Consider the following 16,859-nt stretch of genomic DNA (forward strand, 5'->3'; position numbering starts at 1 on the left):
CGTGTCTTGTCCGTCAGGACAAATCGAAGTCCAAACCATACACACTAACTAATCAAACCCTTGTTGTCTATGCGTGTATTTACACCCCGTCATTTTTTCCCCTTTCTCATCCTGCTTCTGGTGTTTTCGACCCCCGCAGTGTTGCGAGGTCAGGCCGACAATACTGCTGCCACCGTGCTTGACGGGCACTTGCAACGCCATGTCATCACGGCGTATTCGACCAATCAGGTATTGACTTTTGAAAATCTAATTGTGGGCGAGACTTTCTCGCTTATTGTGCCAGAAGACCCCGCACTTAATGGCTGCTTGCCTGAAGTTGTGGCAACAGATGCCAACACGAAAATCCTTGAATACGACGCGGCGGTTCGCCAGTTGAAGTTTGTGGTGACTGCCTCGACCATGTCGTTTCAGCTCAACTATCCCTGCTCTTGGGAGGCTGACAATCCGCCCCGGCATTATGTTTCCATGGTTTGCAACACTTGCCTGAAGAAGAGTTTTGCGGAATACATGAAGTCGCTGGCGGTGCTTGAGGTATCGCCCGGCGGCTCTGCCGAAGACCTCATCAGAGACGTGCTTATCGGTGGCAACTGTTTTGATGTGACCAATGTGACGTTTCAAGGCAATGGCTCTCAAATTGGCACTTTTACAAATGGCACTACCAATATCGGTTTTGACTACGGGATGATTATGGCTACGGGCAACTGTGCCGTCGCGGTTGGCCCCAACAATGCCGACAACGCCAGTGCTGGCTTTGGAAACGCGACACCCGACGCCGACTTGTCGCAACTTTCGGGTAGCGGCAGTTTGTACGACTTAGCCAATATCGAATTTGATTTTACGCCTACCAAAACCCCGCTGACGTTTGAATACGTTTTTGGCTCTGAGGAATACTGCGAATACGTGGGTTCGCAATTCAATGACGCTTTTGGCTTTTTCATTTCGGGGCCGGGCATCACGGGGCCTTTTGGCGGCGCGGCCAATATCGCGGCTTTGGGGCCGGGCAACTATGTCGCTATCAACAACGTGAACCACATTTCCAACGCGGGGCTTTATGTGAACAACCAACCGGCCTCCAGCGGCAACCTTTGCGGGCAACAACCCGCAAACGGCCCCGCAGTCAATGAGGTGCAGTTCGATGGCTTCACGAAAAGACTCACGGCAGTCGCACCGGTGATTCCCTGCTCGACGTATCACATCAAACTGAAAATCGCGGATGTGGGCGACGGCATTTTCGATTCGGGCGTGTTCTTGAGAGCAGGTTCTTTCTCCGGCTCGGGTGCGGCCTCGGTGGAATGGCTTGTGAACGACCAACCAGACGTGACCGACGTGTATGAAGGTTGTGGCACTGTGAAGCTTGTGTTCAAGCGAGTGGGCGGCAACGTCAACTCGAACTATACCGTGTCGTACACCATCAGTGGCACGGCCACTCCCGGTGCCGACTATTCGCCTATCCCGGCGGTGGTCGTGATTCCTGCCGGTCAAACTCAAGTGGTTATCAACGTGAATATCGTGAACGACTTGATTGCGGAAGGTGCCGAGACCATCGTCATCCGCCTCACCAACCCCTGTTCTTGCTTGGAGCCTGAAGTCACGCTCACGATACACGACCTCTTGCCGCTGTCTGCCGTGGCCGACACGGTGGTTATTTGTGGCTCGGGCGTCGGCACGGTCACCGTCACTCCTACAGATGGTGTGCCCCCCTACTCTTATTCATGGCAAGGTGGCGGCAACACAGACACCAAATCCCAATTTGTGGCGGTTTCCACAAACATCCGCGTGACAGTGACAGACAACTGCGGCAAAACATTTGTCGCCACCGCTCGCATCAACGTGAAAGCCCCGCCCGTGGCGCAGCTTCTGCCTCCCGCGCCACAAATATGTCCGGGTCAATCAGCTCTTATCAGGGTCAACTTTGTGGGAACCGGGCCATTCACGCTCAATTATACCCAAAGCGGCAACCTACAGCCACCCATAGAAGGCATCACAGAAAATCCGTTCTTCTTGGAGGTGAACGAACCCGGACTTTACCAAATAGCCAACGTCATAGATTCAGATGGGTGCGTGGGAAATGGACAGGGAGCCTTGTTAGTGACACAATCGTCGCTGACGCTAAATGGTACCGTGACCAACCCCACTTGCAATAATTCCAGTAACGGCGCCATCCAAACCTCTGTGACTGGTGGGCAAGGCCCATACACATACACTTGGCAAGGCCCGCAGAACTTGCCGAATTTGCCTTTCCAAAATAATTTGCAGGGAGGCACCTATTTAGTAACCGTCACCGACGGCTTTGGCTGCACCAGCCAACAACAGTTCAACGTGGTAGCCCCACCAGCCATTGACCCCGTCGTCGCCAATGTGCAAGGAGCCACTTGCGCCAACCCGACGGGGGGCAGCATTGACCTTACGGTTACTGGCGGTTCTCCCAACTACACCTATAATTGGACAGGCGGCCAAACAGTGCAGGACCCGCAAAATCTTGCCCCCGGCAACTATACCGTCACCGTCACAGACTCAAAGGGTTGCACAAAAACCACTACGGCCACCGTGCCGGGCAATTTTACCCCACCAGATGTGGTGGCAGCGGCTCCAGACCCACTTACATGCGTCGTGACCTCCGTCAGCCTTAATGGCAACGGCTCCAGTAGTGGGCCGAATTTCACTTACAACTGGACGGCTTCGGGAGGCGGCAACATCGTCAGCGGCGGCAACACGCTCACCCCGGTGGTCAATCAGCCCGGCACTTACACCTTGGTGGTCACCAACACAGCCAACGGTTGCACGGCATCTCAGTCCACGCAAGTCGTGGGCGACAACGTGCTGCCCACCGCAAATGGGGGGCCTGACCAAACCCTAACCTGTGTGTTGACCAATGCCACCCTCGACGGCAGCGGTTCCAGCGGAGGTGCCAATTTCACCTATCAATGGACGGCTACCAACGGCGGCACTATCGTCAGCGGCGGCAACACCCTCAATCCCTTGGTCTCCTCTACGGGTACCTATACCTTGCTCGTCACCAATACGGCAAATGGATGCACGAAGACGGATGTGGTGCTGGTGAACAGCAACACCACGCCGCCAGTCGCGGTCATTGGAGCTCCTGCCTTGTTGACTTGCACCAACACGACCGTGACGCTCAATGGCAGTGGCTCCACGCCTGCCGGAAGTCTTGGCTTCTCTTGGTCAACCGCCAATGGCAACATCCAATCGGGGCAAGCCTCCGCCAATGCGGTCGTGTCCGAACCCGGCAATTATACCCTTGTCGTGACCAATACCGTAAATGGATGCACTAATAGCACCACCGCGACGGTGGCTCAGGACAATTCCGTGCCAGTAGCCGAGGCAGATGTCAACGGCCTGCTGAATTGTAACACGACACAGCTAACCATCAGCGGCGCTGGCAGCAGCAGCGGTTCAAATTTCACCTACACTTGGTCTTCCACACCCGGCGGCTCGTTTGTATCAGGGCAAAACACTTTGAATCCTGTCGTCAACGCTCCAGCCACCTATACTTTGCTGGTGACCAACACCACCAACCAATGCACAGCAACGGCATCGGTCTTAATCACACAAGACATCGCGGCTCCCGCGGCCAACGCGGGAACGCCTGCCACGCTGACCTGCGTGGTCACCTCACACACGTTGGGCGATCTGAACGCACCTGTTGGGCCCAATTTGAGCTATGTGTGGACTACGACAGGCGGCAATATCGTCAGCGGCGGCAACACGCCCACACCCACAGTGAACCAACCCGGCACCTACAACTTGGTCGTCACGAACGCCACCAACGGATGTTCAAGCACTGCCTCCATTGCGATTCCGCAAAACATCACCAACCCGACAGCCACCGTGGCACCGGGAGGCGAATTGAATTGCACCTCACCTGTGGTACAACTCAACGGCACAGGCAGTAGCACGGGGCCAAACTTTACTTATGAATGGACCTCTTCCACCGGAGGTGGCATCGGCGCGGGCGGCAACACCTTGAATCCGACCGTGACCGCAGCTGGCACCTATACACTTACCGTCACCAACAATGTCAATGGTTGTACCTCCACAGCATCCGCGACGGTGACCAGCAATGCCAACCTGCCAACCGCCATCGCCACGCCTTCGGGCATACTGACTTGTGCGGTGCCGCAGGTTACGCTCAATGCCAACGGCTCTTCGTCGGGACCCGGCTACTCTTATCAGTGGGGCACCATCAACGGGCAAATCGTCAGCGGTCAAGGCACCTTGCTCCTCACCGTTGGCCAGCCCGGTCAGTACACTTTGTTGGTGACAAATACTGCCAACAACTGCACCGCTACCTTCTCCATTCAAGTGGAGGCCGACAAAGTAGCCCCCACAGCCAGCGCAGGCACGAGCCAAACGCTGCTTTGTACCCAACCTTCCATGACACTGGATGGCAGTGGCTCCAGCACTGGCCCACAATTCAGCTATCAGTGGACGGCTTTGTCGGGCGGCAATTTCACCAGCCCCACCAACATTCTGAACCCAACAGTGAACGCTCCCGGCACCTATCAGATATTGGTCACCAATACACAAAACGGCTGCACATCCACCGCCCAAGTCAATATCTTGCAAGATGCCGATGAACCCATCGTGCAAATCGCCACGCCGAACATCCTGAACTGCGTGACCGGGCAAGTCACGCTGAATGGCAACGGCTCCACCACCGGCGCAAACATTTCGTACGCATGGACGGGGCCGGGCATCGTGTCTGGCAACACTACCCTCAACCCCGTGGTCAACCAGCCGGGCAGCTACAACTTGGTCATTACCAACTCTGCCAATGGCTGCACCTCCGACATGGCTGTCACCGTCAATCAGGACATCACCCCCCCGCCCGCCGATGCAGGGCCTGACAAAGTGCTCAACTGTTTCAACCCACAACTGCAACTTGGCGGCACGGCCAACCCATCTGGCTCTAATTACACATTCTCTTGGACGGGTGCCGGCATCCTGTCGGGTGGCACCACCGGAAGCCCGGTCGTTAATCAAGGCGGCACATACAGCCTTCTCGTCACCAACACGACCAACGGCTGCACGACCACTGATGAAGTACTTGTCACCATGGATTTTGCACAGCCCAATGCCAACGCAGGCAACACCTTCCAACTGACGTGTGTGGCAAATACCTACACACTGGATGCCACTGCCAGCACAGGGCCAGAATTCACCTATCAATGGACAACCAACACCGGTAATTTCATCACGCCGACCAACATTCTCAACCCTACGGTAGATGGCGCGGGCAACTATTTCCTGTTGGTGACCAATACCATCAATGGCTGTACCGCCACCTCGACCGTGCTCATCACACAAGCCGCTGACGTGCCTATCGCCATTGCCAACAACGCGCCCCAACTCACTTGCGCCGTCACCAGCATCACGCTGAGTGGGGCGGGCAGCAGCGCAGGGCCAGAGTTTTCTTATCTCTGGACCGCCACAGGTGGAGGCAACATCACAGGTGGCAACGGCACGCTCAATCCCACCATTGACGCGCCGGGCACCTATGTGTTGGCCGTGACGAACACCACCAACAATTGCACAGCAAGCTCCAGCGTGCTTGTTACCCAAAATATCAACCCACCAGTAATGGATGCTGGGCCGTCGCCCACGCTGACTTGCACCGTGTTGTCAGTCAATCTTGCAGGCACGGTGAGTTCCAACGGCAACTTCACTTACAGCTGGTCTGCCTCGAATGGCGGCAATATCACGAGCGGAGCAAATACCCTTGCGCCGACCGTGAACGCCACCGGCACCTACTCGCTCGTCGTGACCAACACCCTCAATGGCTGCACCAGCACCGATGCTACCAGCGTGTCTGCCGACCAAGAGCAGCCCAATGTGTTCATTGCACAGCCCAGCACCCTGACTTGTGCGGTGCAGCAAACTACCTTGGATGCCACTGCCTCCAGCACGGGCGCTGAATTCACATATCAATGGAGCACGACAGGTGGCAACTTTGTCAACCAAACCAACCCGCTCCAGCCAGTGGTGAACCAGCCCGGCAATTACACCCTGCTGATTACCGACACTTCCAACGGCTGTACCCAAACCTACTCGACCGAGGTGGCGCAAAATGTGCAAAACCCAACCGCCCATGCAGGTACGGATGGCTTGTTGACCTGCGCCGTCACATCATTGCAACTCAACGGCACAGGCTCCAGCCAAAACGGAAATTATTTCTATCAATGGACCACCACCAACGGGCAAATTCTCGTCGGCGCAAATGGCCTTAACCCGACCATTGTGGCAGGTGGCACCTACGTCCTTGTCGTTGTGAATGAGGACAACGGTTGCTCCGCTTCCGATGAAGTGCTCGTCAACGTGAACACCACGCCACCCGTGGCAGCCATCGCCACGCCATCGCTCATCACTTGTGTGCAACCACAAGTCACCCTCAATGGCAGTGGCTCGCAGGGCGGCTCCAACATCAGCTATATCTGGACCACCCTCAACGGCAACATCGTAGGCGGAGAAACAACAAATTCGGCCACCGTGAGTGCCTCCGGTACCTATACACTGACTGTTTTGAACAATGTGACGGGCTGTACCAATACTGCCACCGTGACGGTGAACGACAACATCGTGCTGCCCATAGCGGAAGCAGGGCCACCATTCACCCTGACTTGCACAGTGGAGCAAGTGACCTTGCAAGGCTCAGGCTCGACAGGCTCCATTTATTCCTACACTTGGAGCACACAAGGGGGGCAATTCGTCTCCGGCAACAGTAGCCTGACACCAGTGGTCAACCAAGCAGGCGTTTATACCCTTACCGTTGCCAACACAACGACTGGCTGTACGCAAACCGACCAAGTACAAGTGTTTTTGGAAACCAATATGCCGACGGATTTCATTTTCGACTTGAAAAATCCGAGCTGCAAGGATAATGACGGCATCATCACCTTCGGACAGGTGGCAGGCGGCGTTGGCCCCTTCACCTACTCCATCAACAACGGCCAGTCCTTCTTCGCGCAAACCGATTTCCAAAAAATCACGCCGGGCACCTACGACCTTTGGATACAGGATGCCAATGGCTGCGAATTTCACAAGACGCTCAACGTGCCAAAAGCACCCGACCCAGCCGTCTCGCTCGCGCCCGATTTCAAAATCGCGCTGGGAGAGTCGCTGAAAATCGAAGCCACCTTGCCAGCTGGCTATCCACTTGCACTCATTGACACCGTTATCTGGACACCCATAGACGGCTTGACGTTCGACGGCAACAGCATTCTGAACCTGTTAAGCCCAACCGCACAACCCTTCAAGCCCACCCAATACACCGTCACCATCATCAGCATTGACGGTTGCGAAGCCAGCGACCGCACGGTCGTTCGGGTGGACAATCAGCCGCACATCTACATTCCAAACGTGTTTTCACCGTGGAAAGAAGATGGCGACAACGACGTGGTTTACATTTTTGCAAAAGGCGACCAAGTGGTGCAGGTCAAGACCTTCCAAATATTCGACCGTTGGGGGGCCATGGTGTTCCAAAAGCAAAACTTCTTGCCCAACGACCCAGCCTATGGGTGGAATGGTCGTTATCGCGGCAAGCTGATGACACCCGCCGTGTTTGCCTACTATGCCGAAATCGAATTGATTGATGGCCGCGTATTGCTCTACAAAGGCGATGTCACTTTGTTGAGGTAGTATATTGAGTTGGATTGAAACAACAGGAGCCATCCCGAATGTTCGGTGATGGCTCCTGTTGTTTCAATCCGAGTTCGGCATTTGTGAATCTTGTTCGGTGGGAGGCCAAATTTTACCCTAAAAAAACACCCTGCCCCGAAACGCGAAGCAGGGTTTTTCCCCAAAATCATCTTCCTTCGTTCATTAGACTTGTCGCGGTGGAGAGCTTTGGCGAAGGGAAAGCCCTCCACCGCGACAAGTCTATTAACGTCACCCATTCACCTTTTTGTAGTCAGCCAAAAACTTCTCCAGCCCGATGTCCGTCAGGGGGTGATTGAACAAACCCATAATGGCTGAAAGGGGGCAAGTCACCACATCGGCACCCGCTTTGGCGGATTGAACGATGTGCAGCGGCTGGCGAATGCTGGCCGCGAGAATGGCCGTCTCGTAAGCCTGCGCCGTGTAAATCTGGTTGATTTCGCGGATAAGCTTCATGCCATCCCAGCCGATGTCGTCAATACGCCCGATGAACGGCGACACATAAGTGGCACCCGCTTTGGCAGCCAGAATCGCTTGGCCCGCCGAAAAAACCAGCGTGCAATTCGTCCTGATGCCAGCTTCCGTGAAATATGCCAATGCCTTCACGCCGTCCTTAATCATCGGCACCTTCACCACAATGTTCTCGTGAATGTCGGCGAGTTGCTTGCCTTCGGCGACCATGCCTTTGAAGTCGGTTGCAATCACTTCGGCACTCACGTCGCGGCCTTGCCCCACGATTCCACAAATGGTGCGATAGTGTTTCAAGATATTTTTTTCACCAGAAATACCCTCTTTTGCCATGAGCGAGGGATTGGTGGTCACGCCGTCGAGAATGCCCAGTTCGGCAGCTTCGCGGATGTGGTCGAGGTTGGCAGTGTCTATGAAAAAAAGCATGGTTTCTAATGTGCTAATGCGCCAATTTGAAAATGTGCCAATGCGCAACATTGGCACATTGGCACATCATCGAATTGGCATGTTGAAGAAAAAGCGCCGAACACACCGCTACGACCACATATCCTTGCTGCGTTTCCGCCCTGGGGAGGTTTTGCAGGAGCTGGTCGCCCGGCGCCGGGGCAAAGGTACGAGCTTCGGCGAAAAATTTACTTTCCATTTACCCAGCAAAATTTTTGGGCTCATGTTCGTCTTTGTCTGGCAGGAACTCAAACAAATTTTTCTCCATGCACAACACTATACTTGTTGCGGTGGGGAGCTTTGGCGAAGGGAAAGCCCTTTTTCCGACTGGCTTCGTTAAATTTTTCGCCGAATATGCCCGATTTAGACTGCAAAATTTGCCTCGCCAGTCGAAAAAATGACAATCTCCTTCACTCAAAGCCCTCCACCGCAACAAGTCTACTACTTTTGCATCCTATGATTTTCAGTCTGCAAAACAAGACAGCCGTCGTCACGGGCGGCGGCAGCGGCATCGGTCTGGCGATTGCCAAAGTGTTTGCCCAGCAAGGGGCGAGGGTTCACATTTTGGATTGGGACGCGGAGCATGCACGCGAAGCCGTTGCCGATTCTTCCGAAAAAATCTTTGTTCACCCATGCGACGTGAGCCAACAGGCAGCTGTCGTGGCTGTTTTTGAAAATTTGGAGCGAGTGGATATTTTGGTCAACAACGCTGGTATCGCCCACATCGGTAATGCGGAAAACACCCAGGAGGCCGACTTCGACCGTCTTTTTCAGGTGAACGTGAAAGGTGTTTACAATTGCCTCTATGCCGCTTTGCCACTCATGAAAGCGCAAGGCGGCGGTGTCATTTTGAACATGGCCTCCATCGCCTCGTCGGTCGGGCTGGCCGACCGCTTTGCCTACTCCATGACCAAAGGCGCGGTAAAAACCATGACGCTCTCCGTCGCCAAAGATTTTATCCGGCACAACATACGCTGCAACAGCATTTCGCCCGCGCGGGTGCACACGCCCTTCGTGGATGGTTTTTTGTCCAAAAACTACCCGGGCCGCGAGCAAGAAATGTTCGAGAAACTCGCGCACTCGCAGCCCATTGGCCGCATGGCAACGCCTGAAGAAGTCGCCTATCTCGCGCTCTACCTTTGTTCCGACGAGGCGGCCTTCATCACCGGCGTTGACCACCTCATTGACGGAGGCTTCGTTTATCTTGGTAGTGGAAATACTTAACTGGCAATGTAATTTTTCGCCATGATAACAGAAGTTCGTCGTTGACACCGCTGTGAAAGCAGCAACATCGTCAAAAACGGGAAAAACCGCTCCGGCACCCAAACCTACAAGTGCAAAGATTGTGGTTGCTGCCGGGTATTGGACAGCAAGCAGCCCAGCAGGAACATAGACCCCGAACTGATGGAGCGTGCCTACCAAGAGCGGCAAAGCCTTCGAGGCACGGGGCGCTTGTTGAATGTCTCGCATCGGTGAAAATCAATCAAGTACGGGTCTGGATTGTTCAGTGCTGTAGAACAAGGCAGATACTCTCCTTTTCGTTGGCGACGGCTCGGTAGGGTCGTGCAAGCGACTTTGGCGCAAACTCCCGCTCAAGTTTGATTCCACGCTCAGCCTCCAATGGCTCAAGCACATCGGCCCGAGCAGCAGCGACTACAACGGCCTCTACGACATGACGCGGCCCCCCGACGGGCACTACCTCGTGGCGGGGCAGCGCACGGCTTACGGCGACCTTGCCCAGCCCAGCGGCCGGGACTGGGGGGGGCTGGCTCTACAAGTTCACGGAGCAGGGCGACAGCCTCTGGTCGAGGGCCGACAACGCGCCGGCGCCCCACGTCCCCGGTGGGGCCAGTTTGCCTACGGCGGGGTGGGCATCCTGAGCAGCGGCAGCATGGTGGCGGGCGGCTTGGGGGCTTTGAGCACCCAGTTCGTGGGCTGGGTGGTGAAGGTGACCGCGGATGGGTGCATGGACACTGTTTTTTGCGGCGCGGTGGGGACTGGGGAGCCGCCCTTGCGCGTGCTCGACGCCTCCCTGCTTTCCATTGCGCCCAACCCCGCCCGCGTCACCGTGTCGCTGGCGCTCGAAGGGGCGGCGGCGGGTGACAGGCCCGTCCGATTTTCCATCCACAATCTGCTGGGGCAGGAGTTGTGGTCGGCGCGGTCCGCGTCGGGTCGGGAGGAGGTGTGGTTGTCGGGCTGGCTGGCGGGGGCCTACATCGCGCGGGCGGAGTCGGCGGGGGGTGTGGCGGCGCGGGTGTTTGTGAAGGAGTGAGGGGCAACGGGATGCCCCTCACTCCTCATAGTTTTATCAACCTAAGTATTTTTGCCTCACCACTTGCCAAACTGATTTTTACCCAATATCCAGATGGCGGTAGGGCTTCCAACTCAAGCGCCACCGTATGCCTCTCCCGGTGGGCATCCGTTTTTTTCAGAAAAACCAGTTGCCCCAATGAATTGAATACCGCGACCTCCAGCGCCGCGGGCTGTTCAAGTTCCACATCCAACGTGGCTTGCCCAAAAGTCGGATTGGGAAAAAGCGCCAAGATTGAAATCATTTCTGGCGCTCCTGTATGCAATGTGCCGACCGCGATGGGGCCGACCACCTGAGTACAGCCCAGCAAATCCGTCACCGTAGCGTAGTAGATGCCAGCTGACAGTCCCGTAGCGACCGGGCCTGTTTGCCCGCCAGTGTTCGCGCTCCATTCCACTGCATAAAAAGAAGGCACATTGAGCGTGATGGACCAACCGTTGGCGGAAGAGTCTGTCGTCCATGAAAATAACAACAAGGGCGGCTCGACCACAATAAAGGTGAAAAATTTGAAACAACCCGCAGCGTCAGTCAGGGTTAGGGTGTAGGTGCCAGCTGTAAGATTGGTAAGGTGAGGCCCTATATGGCCGGTGTTCCAGAAAAATTGATATTCGGGAGTGCCGCCAAATGCCTGTACCGATATGGCACCCGTGTTGCCTCCGCGACAGGCGACATCGGTTTTCACCCAATCCACGTCCAACGGGGTGCTGAGCGCCTCGATGTCGTATAGCAGCGACACTTGGGTGCAGCCGACATGGTCTGTTGCCGTCAGTTGATATTGCCCTGCGGCAAGCCCTGTGATGGAGGCCGTTTGTTGGCCGCTGTTCCACAAGAAGGCGTAAGGGGCAGTACCCCCAGCCACTTTTAGGAAGATAGCGCCGCCGCTGTCGCCGCATCGGTCTTGTCGCACCGAATCGGTGGTGATTTGCAGTCCGAGCGCAGGTTGCGTGATGTTCACGTTGGGCGATATGTATGTGCAGCCGAAAAAGTCAGTGATAGTGAGCCGGTAAATTCCGGCGGAGAGGTGCTCCAGATTTTGGCTTGTCGCGCCGTTGTTCCACAAAAAAGCAAATGGCGGCAAACCTCCTGAAAATGCCGTTTGAATCACCCCGGTGGAATCGTCCTTGCACAAGACGTTGATTTGGTTGACGATATTAAAAACCACGGGGGGCGCTTCCTCAATCGTGTAGGGCGGTGAAATGGCCACGCAGCCTTGCGCGTCGGTCACCGTCACCGTGTAGATGCCCCCTGACAAATTGCTTGCTTGGTCAGTCGGGTTGGTAATGTTGGGGTGCAAACCCACCGGAGGCGACCAAGCGAATTGGAACGGCCCTGAGCCATTGACTACTTGCACCACGATACGACCATCGTCGGCACCGGGGCAAGAAACAGGTTTGACCTCAAGGGTGCGCACCGTGAAACTTTGTTTTCGGTCAATCACATTCAGGTCGTTCAGCACCTTCACGCAGCCGCTCGCATCTTGCACCGTCACCGAATACTGACCAGCATTCAGCGAATAAATGTTCTGGGTGACAGCGCCATTGCTCCACACATATTGGTAGGGCGGCACACCCCCAATCACGTTCAATTCGATGCTGCCCAACGAAAGGCCAATGCACGGAATATCGGTGAGGTTTGGCTCTATGGTCAGGGCGGGCGGTTGGGTCACCACAAGCGGCCCCAATATATGGGTGCATCCTCTGGCATCGGTGGTGGTGAGGGTGTAGGAGCCTGCTTTGATGGCCAACAGGTTTTTGGTGATGGCTCCGTTGCTCCAAGAATAGGAGTAAGACGTGGTGCCCCCCGAAGTGTTGATGGTGATGCTCCCATTCGGCTCATCCGCGCAGGTCACATGTTGCAGCGAAAGCAGCGTGGAAGTCAGAGGCAGTTCGGGTTGGGCCAGCCAGAAGGTCTGCTCTATGGAGCAGCCCCGCCCGTCTTGCACTTTCACGATGTATTGACCCGCCGGGACATCGGCCAAAGTGAAGCCTCCTGCTTGGCCATTCCAAGTCACGTTGACGCTGCCTTGCGTGCCGCTGACCTCCACCGAAATGCGCCCGGTGGAAGCGCCAAAGCAATCGGCGGGCACAAGGTCATTGACCGTCAGCGTCAGCAGTTGAGGCGCGTTGAGCGTGATGTCGGTTGTCGCCACGGAGCATCCCGCCGCGTCAGTCACGGTGAGACCGTAGTGGCCGTTGGTTTGGTTTTCCAAAATATTCAGCCCCATACCCGACGGGCCGTGGCTCCAATCGAACTGATAGGGCGGTGTGCCGCCGCTGACAAGGGCTTCTATGCGGCCATCCTGCGCTCCCACACAAATAGGGTGGGTGGTGAGCACATCATCAAGCGCCAACGCGGCAGGCTGCGAAAGGGTGGTGACAAATGTGTCGGAACAGCCGTTTGCATCCGTCACGGTGGCTGAGTAGTTCCCGGCTGGGAGGTTGTTCAGCGAATTTTGAGTGGCACCGTTGTTCCACAAAAACTGATAGGGCAACACGCCGCCCGTTGTTTCAATAAAAATAGCGCCTGTATTTTCCCCGAAACAAAGGATGTCTTGGATGATGCCTTCCGAAACGACGAGCGGCGGCGGCTCGGAAATGTTGTAAACATCCGTCGTGAAGGAACAGCCGTTTGCATCCGTCACGGTAGCTGTGTAGTCGCCGGGAGCCAAATTGGAAAGATCTTCCGTCGTCGCTGCATTTGACCAAACAGAACTATACGGCGGGGTCGCGCCAAAAATGGCGAGGTCGAGCGCACCGGAATTGGCACCATTGCAGGCGACGTTGGTCAGGTTGTTGAGCACTATTTGGAGCGGGGACGGGGCGGTGATTTCCAGATTGCTCAACACTTGCGAACAGGCACCATCTGTGATGGTGACAGAATATGTACCCGGTGGCAGGCTGCCGATGGCGGGGGTGTTTTGGCCAGTGTTCCAGCTGATGGTTGGGTTGGTGCCATTCACACTAAGCGTGATGCTGCCTGTGTTTTGGCCGGGACATTGAACGTGCAGGATTTCATCCACTTCGACGGAGAAACCGGGCGCATTGAGCACGATTTGCGGCATCACCATAGAGCACCCGCCACCGGATGCGTCGGTCACGGTGACGCGATAGCCGCCTTGTTGCAAGCCTGTGATGGTGCCGGGGCCTGTTATGTCGGTCAAAGTGCCTGCGGTCGGTCCCGACCAAGTGAAGGTATAGGGCGGTGTCCCATTGAGCGGCTCGAGGGTGATGCTGCCGTCAGTGCCGCCACAGACAGAGGGATTCTGCACCGACAGGATGGCGGTTTGCGTCACGTTATTCAGGGTGTGTACTTTGATGGATTTCGACGACGAACAACTGTTCCCATCTGTTACTGTCACGGTGTAAGTCGTTGTGGTGCCGGGTGTTGCGCTGGCTTGCACGGGAATGTTTTGCAAATTCAGCCCATTGCTCCAAGTGTAGGAGAGCGGCGCGGGTCCGTTTCCGGTGGCGTTCAACGTGACGGATTTTCCACGACATACCGTCACGGAATCGCCTTGCGCGATTTGCACGGTTGGCAAAGGGTTCACCGTGACCGCGACGGCGGCGGTGTCAGCGCAACCCAGACTTGTTTGATTCAATACATAATAGGTCGCGCTGGCGTTCGGCACGATGAACGGCGAGGAAAGTTGGGTACCCATAGTGAGCGGCAGCGCAAAATAATAGCTGGTCGTGCCGCCTGCATTGGCGGTGTCCGTCGTCGCGTTGGAAAGGTTGACCGATTGACCCAAGCAAACGGGGGGCAGGGGGGTGGACGACAGCGCGGGGGTGGGGTTCACTGTCGCTGTCACGGGTGTGCGGATGCTGGCACAATTCGCCCCCGGCAGCGAGTCTTGCAGGTAAAAAGTTTTGGTTTGCGCCAATGAGGCCAAAGTCAGGGTAGAGCCGATGCCGATGGGTGTGTGGCTGCTGGCATTTTCGAACCAAAAAAACTGACCGACAGGGGTGCCATTGGCCGTCAGCACGACGGTCTCTCCGACACAGACGACCGCCCCGTTGCCACTCGGTGCTGCGATGAACGTGTCATCGTCCATGCCATTGCAATTTTCGTCCACGCCATTGCACAGGATTTCTGTCGCTCCAGGATAGATATCCGCGTCATCGTCGTCGCAATCGCCGTCGTTTGGCACATAACCCGGAGGCGCGTTTGGGGTGCAAAGAATGACGCGGCGCTCAGGGTCGCCAAACCCATCGCCGTCCGCGTCGAGGAAAAACGAGTAGTCTGGCTCTCCATCCACGGTGGAGCCATAAAACGCCAGATTGTCAATGCCGATGTCGCCATAAGAGCCGAACACACCTGTGGCGACAAATTGAAACACCGCGATTTGACCATCGAAAGCGGCAAGGCTCACATACTCGCGCTGCCAGCGTTTGCCCTGATTGCCGCTCCACGATTGGAGAGTGGTCCAATTTTGCCCCCCGTCGGTAGAGATTTGGAAGGCGAGATTGCTCATCAGGCCAGTCGTGGTGTTCATGTAAAGGTCGAAGGAAAAATGACAGGGTTGTCCTGCTGAGGCCACTACTTGCACGCACAAGGTGCGGAGGATGGCCGTCTCGCCATTGGCACCCGTAGGCGAGCAGGCATTTCTAAAATAGAGATAATTGCCCGCACCACCCGATGCGGCGGCCGGCCCGGCAGTCGGGAACACCAGCCCCGGCCCCGTCCATACTTTCCATTCGTAATTGTCATCCGGCACGTTTTGCCAAAGGCCGGGCAACGGACAGGGAGCGGCGCAACCCGCCGGACAAGTCGGCAAGTCGTCGAAATTTTCCAAGAGGGTAGGGGGGCAGTTGGTGAAAAACTGGGCATGGGCGCTGTTAGGCCCCCACACACCAGGTGCGCAAAGGCGCCGCACATACACCTGATAGGTGGTCAATGTCGTCAGTCCGGCAAGTGGGAGCGGCAGGGCAATGGGTTCTTGCAGCGCCACGATGGTGCCGCCGTTGCCCGCGCTGCTGCCAGTGCCGGGAATGAAACCCGCTGGGCCATACTCGACTATCACGCTATCCGTGCCTTGTGTCCAAGAAATATCAGCCGACGATGCCGTGATGTTGGAAGCCGTCACGTTTTCGACCGCTGCGCAGCCGCTAGGGGCAAACACAAGTTGTAACAGGCGAAGTCTCCCCTTGTCATTGGCTTTGTTGTCGCAAATTTCGAGTCGCCACACCCCGTTGGGGTTTTGGTTGTTGGCAAAAGGTGTAAAGGATTGAAAAGGAAGGTAATAACCCGTAAAATTGTCTTGTTCGGCAGCCGCCGAAAGAGGTAGAGCGCCGGGCTGCTCGGTCAATTCCACAAACTGGGCGCAAGGGTTGCCCGCCGGGTTGCCGATGTTTTTGTCGCTCGCGTTTAGTCCGCCTACGATTTGCACACGGGTTCCGTCGGGCGACCACAGCCATGCACTGAGGTCGGAGCGCCAAGTGTGTTCGAGCATGATTCTCACCCCGCGCAGTGCCACATCGTTGCCGAGGGAAATACCCGGTGCATTGTTGACGTGTATTTTGAAAAATTGGTTACTCCCGCAAGAAGTGTCGCGGAGCTCGAAATCAAGCGGGCAGGGGCGTTTGTTGTTGAGGTCGGTGGCAAAGCTGCGCGGCGCGCTCCAATCGCTGAAACTGGCATCCGGGCACACCACCCGCACCCGGAAGTGATATTGCTGACCGGGCGTGAGGTTGCTGAGCGGTAGGGGCGGGGCGCCGTTCACAAAATGAGTGGGGGTGCCGGAGAAAGGCAGGTTGGCCTCGCGGAGCTCGATTTGGTATTCGTCGCCCACATCGGTCCATGTGAGTAGGGCCGTGGAGTCGGTGACGAGGGAAGCGGAAAGGAGCTCAGGGCGAGGGCATTGTGCCGCGGCGTGGTTCGAAGCAAAAAAGAACAATAAAACTGGCACGAGCCAGACACAGCGCAGGTATTGGAAAGTCATGTCGTCGGGAAGGATTAGCAAGGT

6 protein-coding genes and 1 other RNA gene are annotated in these 16,859 nt (G+C 56.2%); 3 read left to right on the plus strand and 4 right to left on the minus strand.

All coding sequences use genetic code 11. The features are described 5' to 3' along the window. Positions 1-69: 69 nt before the first annotated feature. A complete protein-coding gene (locus tag KIS77_17930; protein ID MCW5924207.1) occupies positions 70-7,656 on the plus strand; it encodes a choice-of-anchor L domain-containing protein in 7,587 nt (2,528 codons plus the stop codon). Between the two features lie 249 nt (positions 7,657-7,905). Here the strand turns inward: KIS77_17930 and fsa are convergent, their stop codons facing one another. Together fsa and ffs are read right to left on the minus strand one after the other, a co-directional pair. Continuing rightward, the gene (fsa, locus tag KIS77_17935; protein ID MCW5924208.1) at positions 7,906-8,568 is read right to left on the minus strand and encodes a fructose-6-phosphate aldolase; all 663 of its coding nucleotides are present in this window, start codon (positions 8,566-8,568) and stop codon (positions 7,906-7,908) included. Between the two features lie 87 nt (positions 8,569-8,655). Beyond that, an RNA gene (gene ffs, locus KIS77_17940) (signal recognition particle sRNA small type) lies at positions 8,656-8,746 on the minus strand. 296 nt (positions 8,747-9,042) lie between these two features. Here ffs and KIS77_17945 point away from each other — a divergent pair. After that, positions 9,043-9,810 (plus strand): SDR family oxidoreductase, encoded by a 768-nt coding sequence (locus KIS77_17945; protein ID MCW5924209.1) that lies wholly within the window; start codon positions 9,043-9,045, stop codon positions 9,808-9,810. Positions 9,811-10,443: 633 nt separating this feature from the next. Here KIS77_17945 and KIS77_17950 read toward each other — a convergent pair. Further along, positions 10,444-10,710, minus strand: a complete 267-nt coding sequence (locus tag KIS77_17950; protein MCW5924210.1) for a hypothetical protein — start codon at positions 10,708-10,710, stop codon at positions 10,444-10,446. Here KIS77_17950 and KIS77_17955 point away from each other — a divergent pair. After that, positions 10,598-10,858 carry a T9SS type A sorting domain-containing protein gene (locus tag KIS77_17955; GenBank protein ID MCW5924211.1) on the plus strand — a complete coding sequence of 87 codons (261 nt, stop codon included), beginning with the start codon at positions 10,598-10,600 and terminating at the stop codon, positions 10,856-10,858. The genes KIS77_17950 and KIS77_17955 overlap by 113 nt on opposite strands. Before the next feature lie 25 nt (positions 10,859-10,883). Here the strand turns inward: KIS77_17955 and KIS77_17960 are convergent, their stop codons facing one another. Next, entirely contained in the window at positions 10,884-16,856 is a 5,973-nt protein-coding gene (locus tag KIS77_17960; GenBank protein MCW5924212.1) for a T9SS type A sorting domain-containing protein, read from the minus strand. Between the last annotated feature and the right edge of the window lie 3 nt (positions 16,857-16,859).

The sequence above is a fragment of the Saprospiraceae bacterium genome (assembly GCA_026129545.1).
Classification (GTDB): Bacteria; Bacteroidota; Bacteroidia; order Chitinophagales; family Saprospiraceae; genus M3007.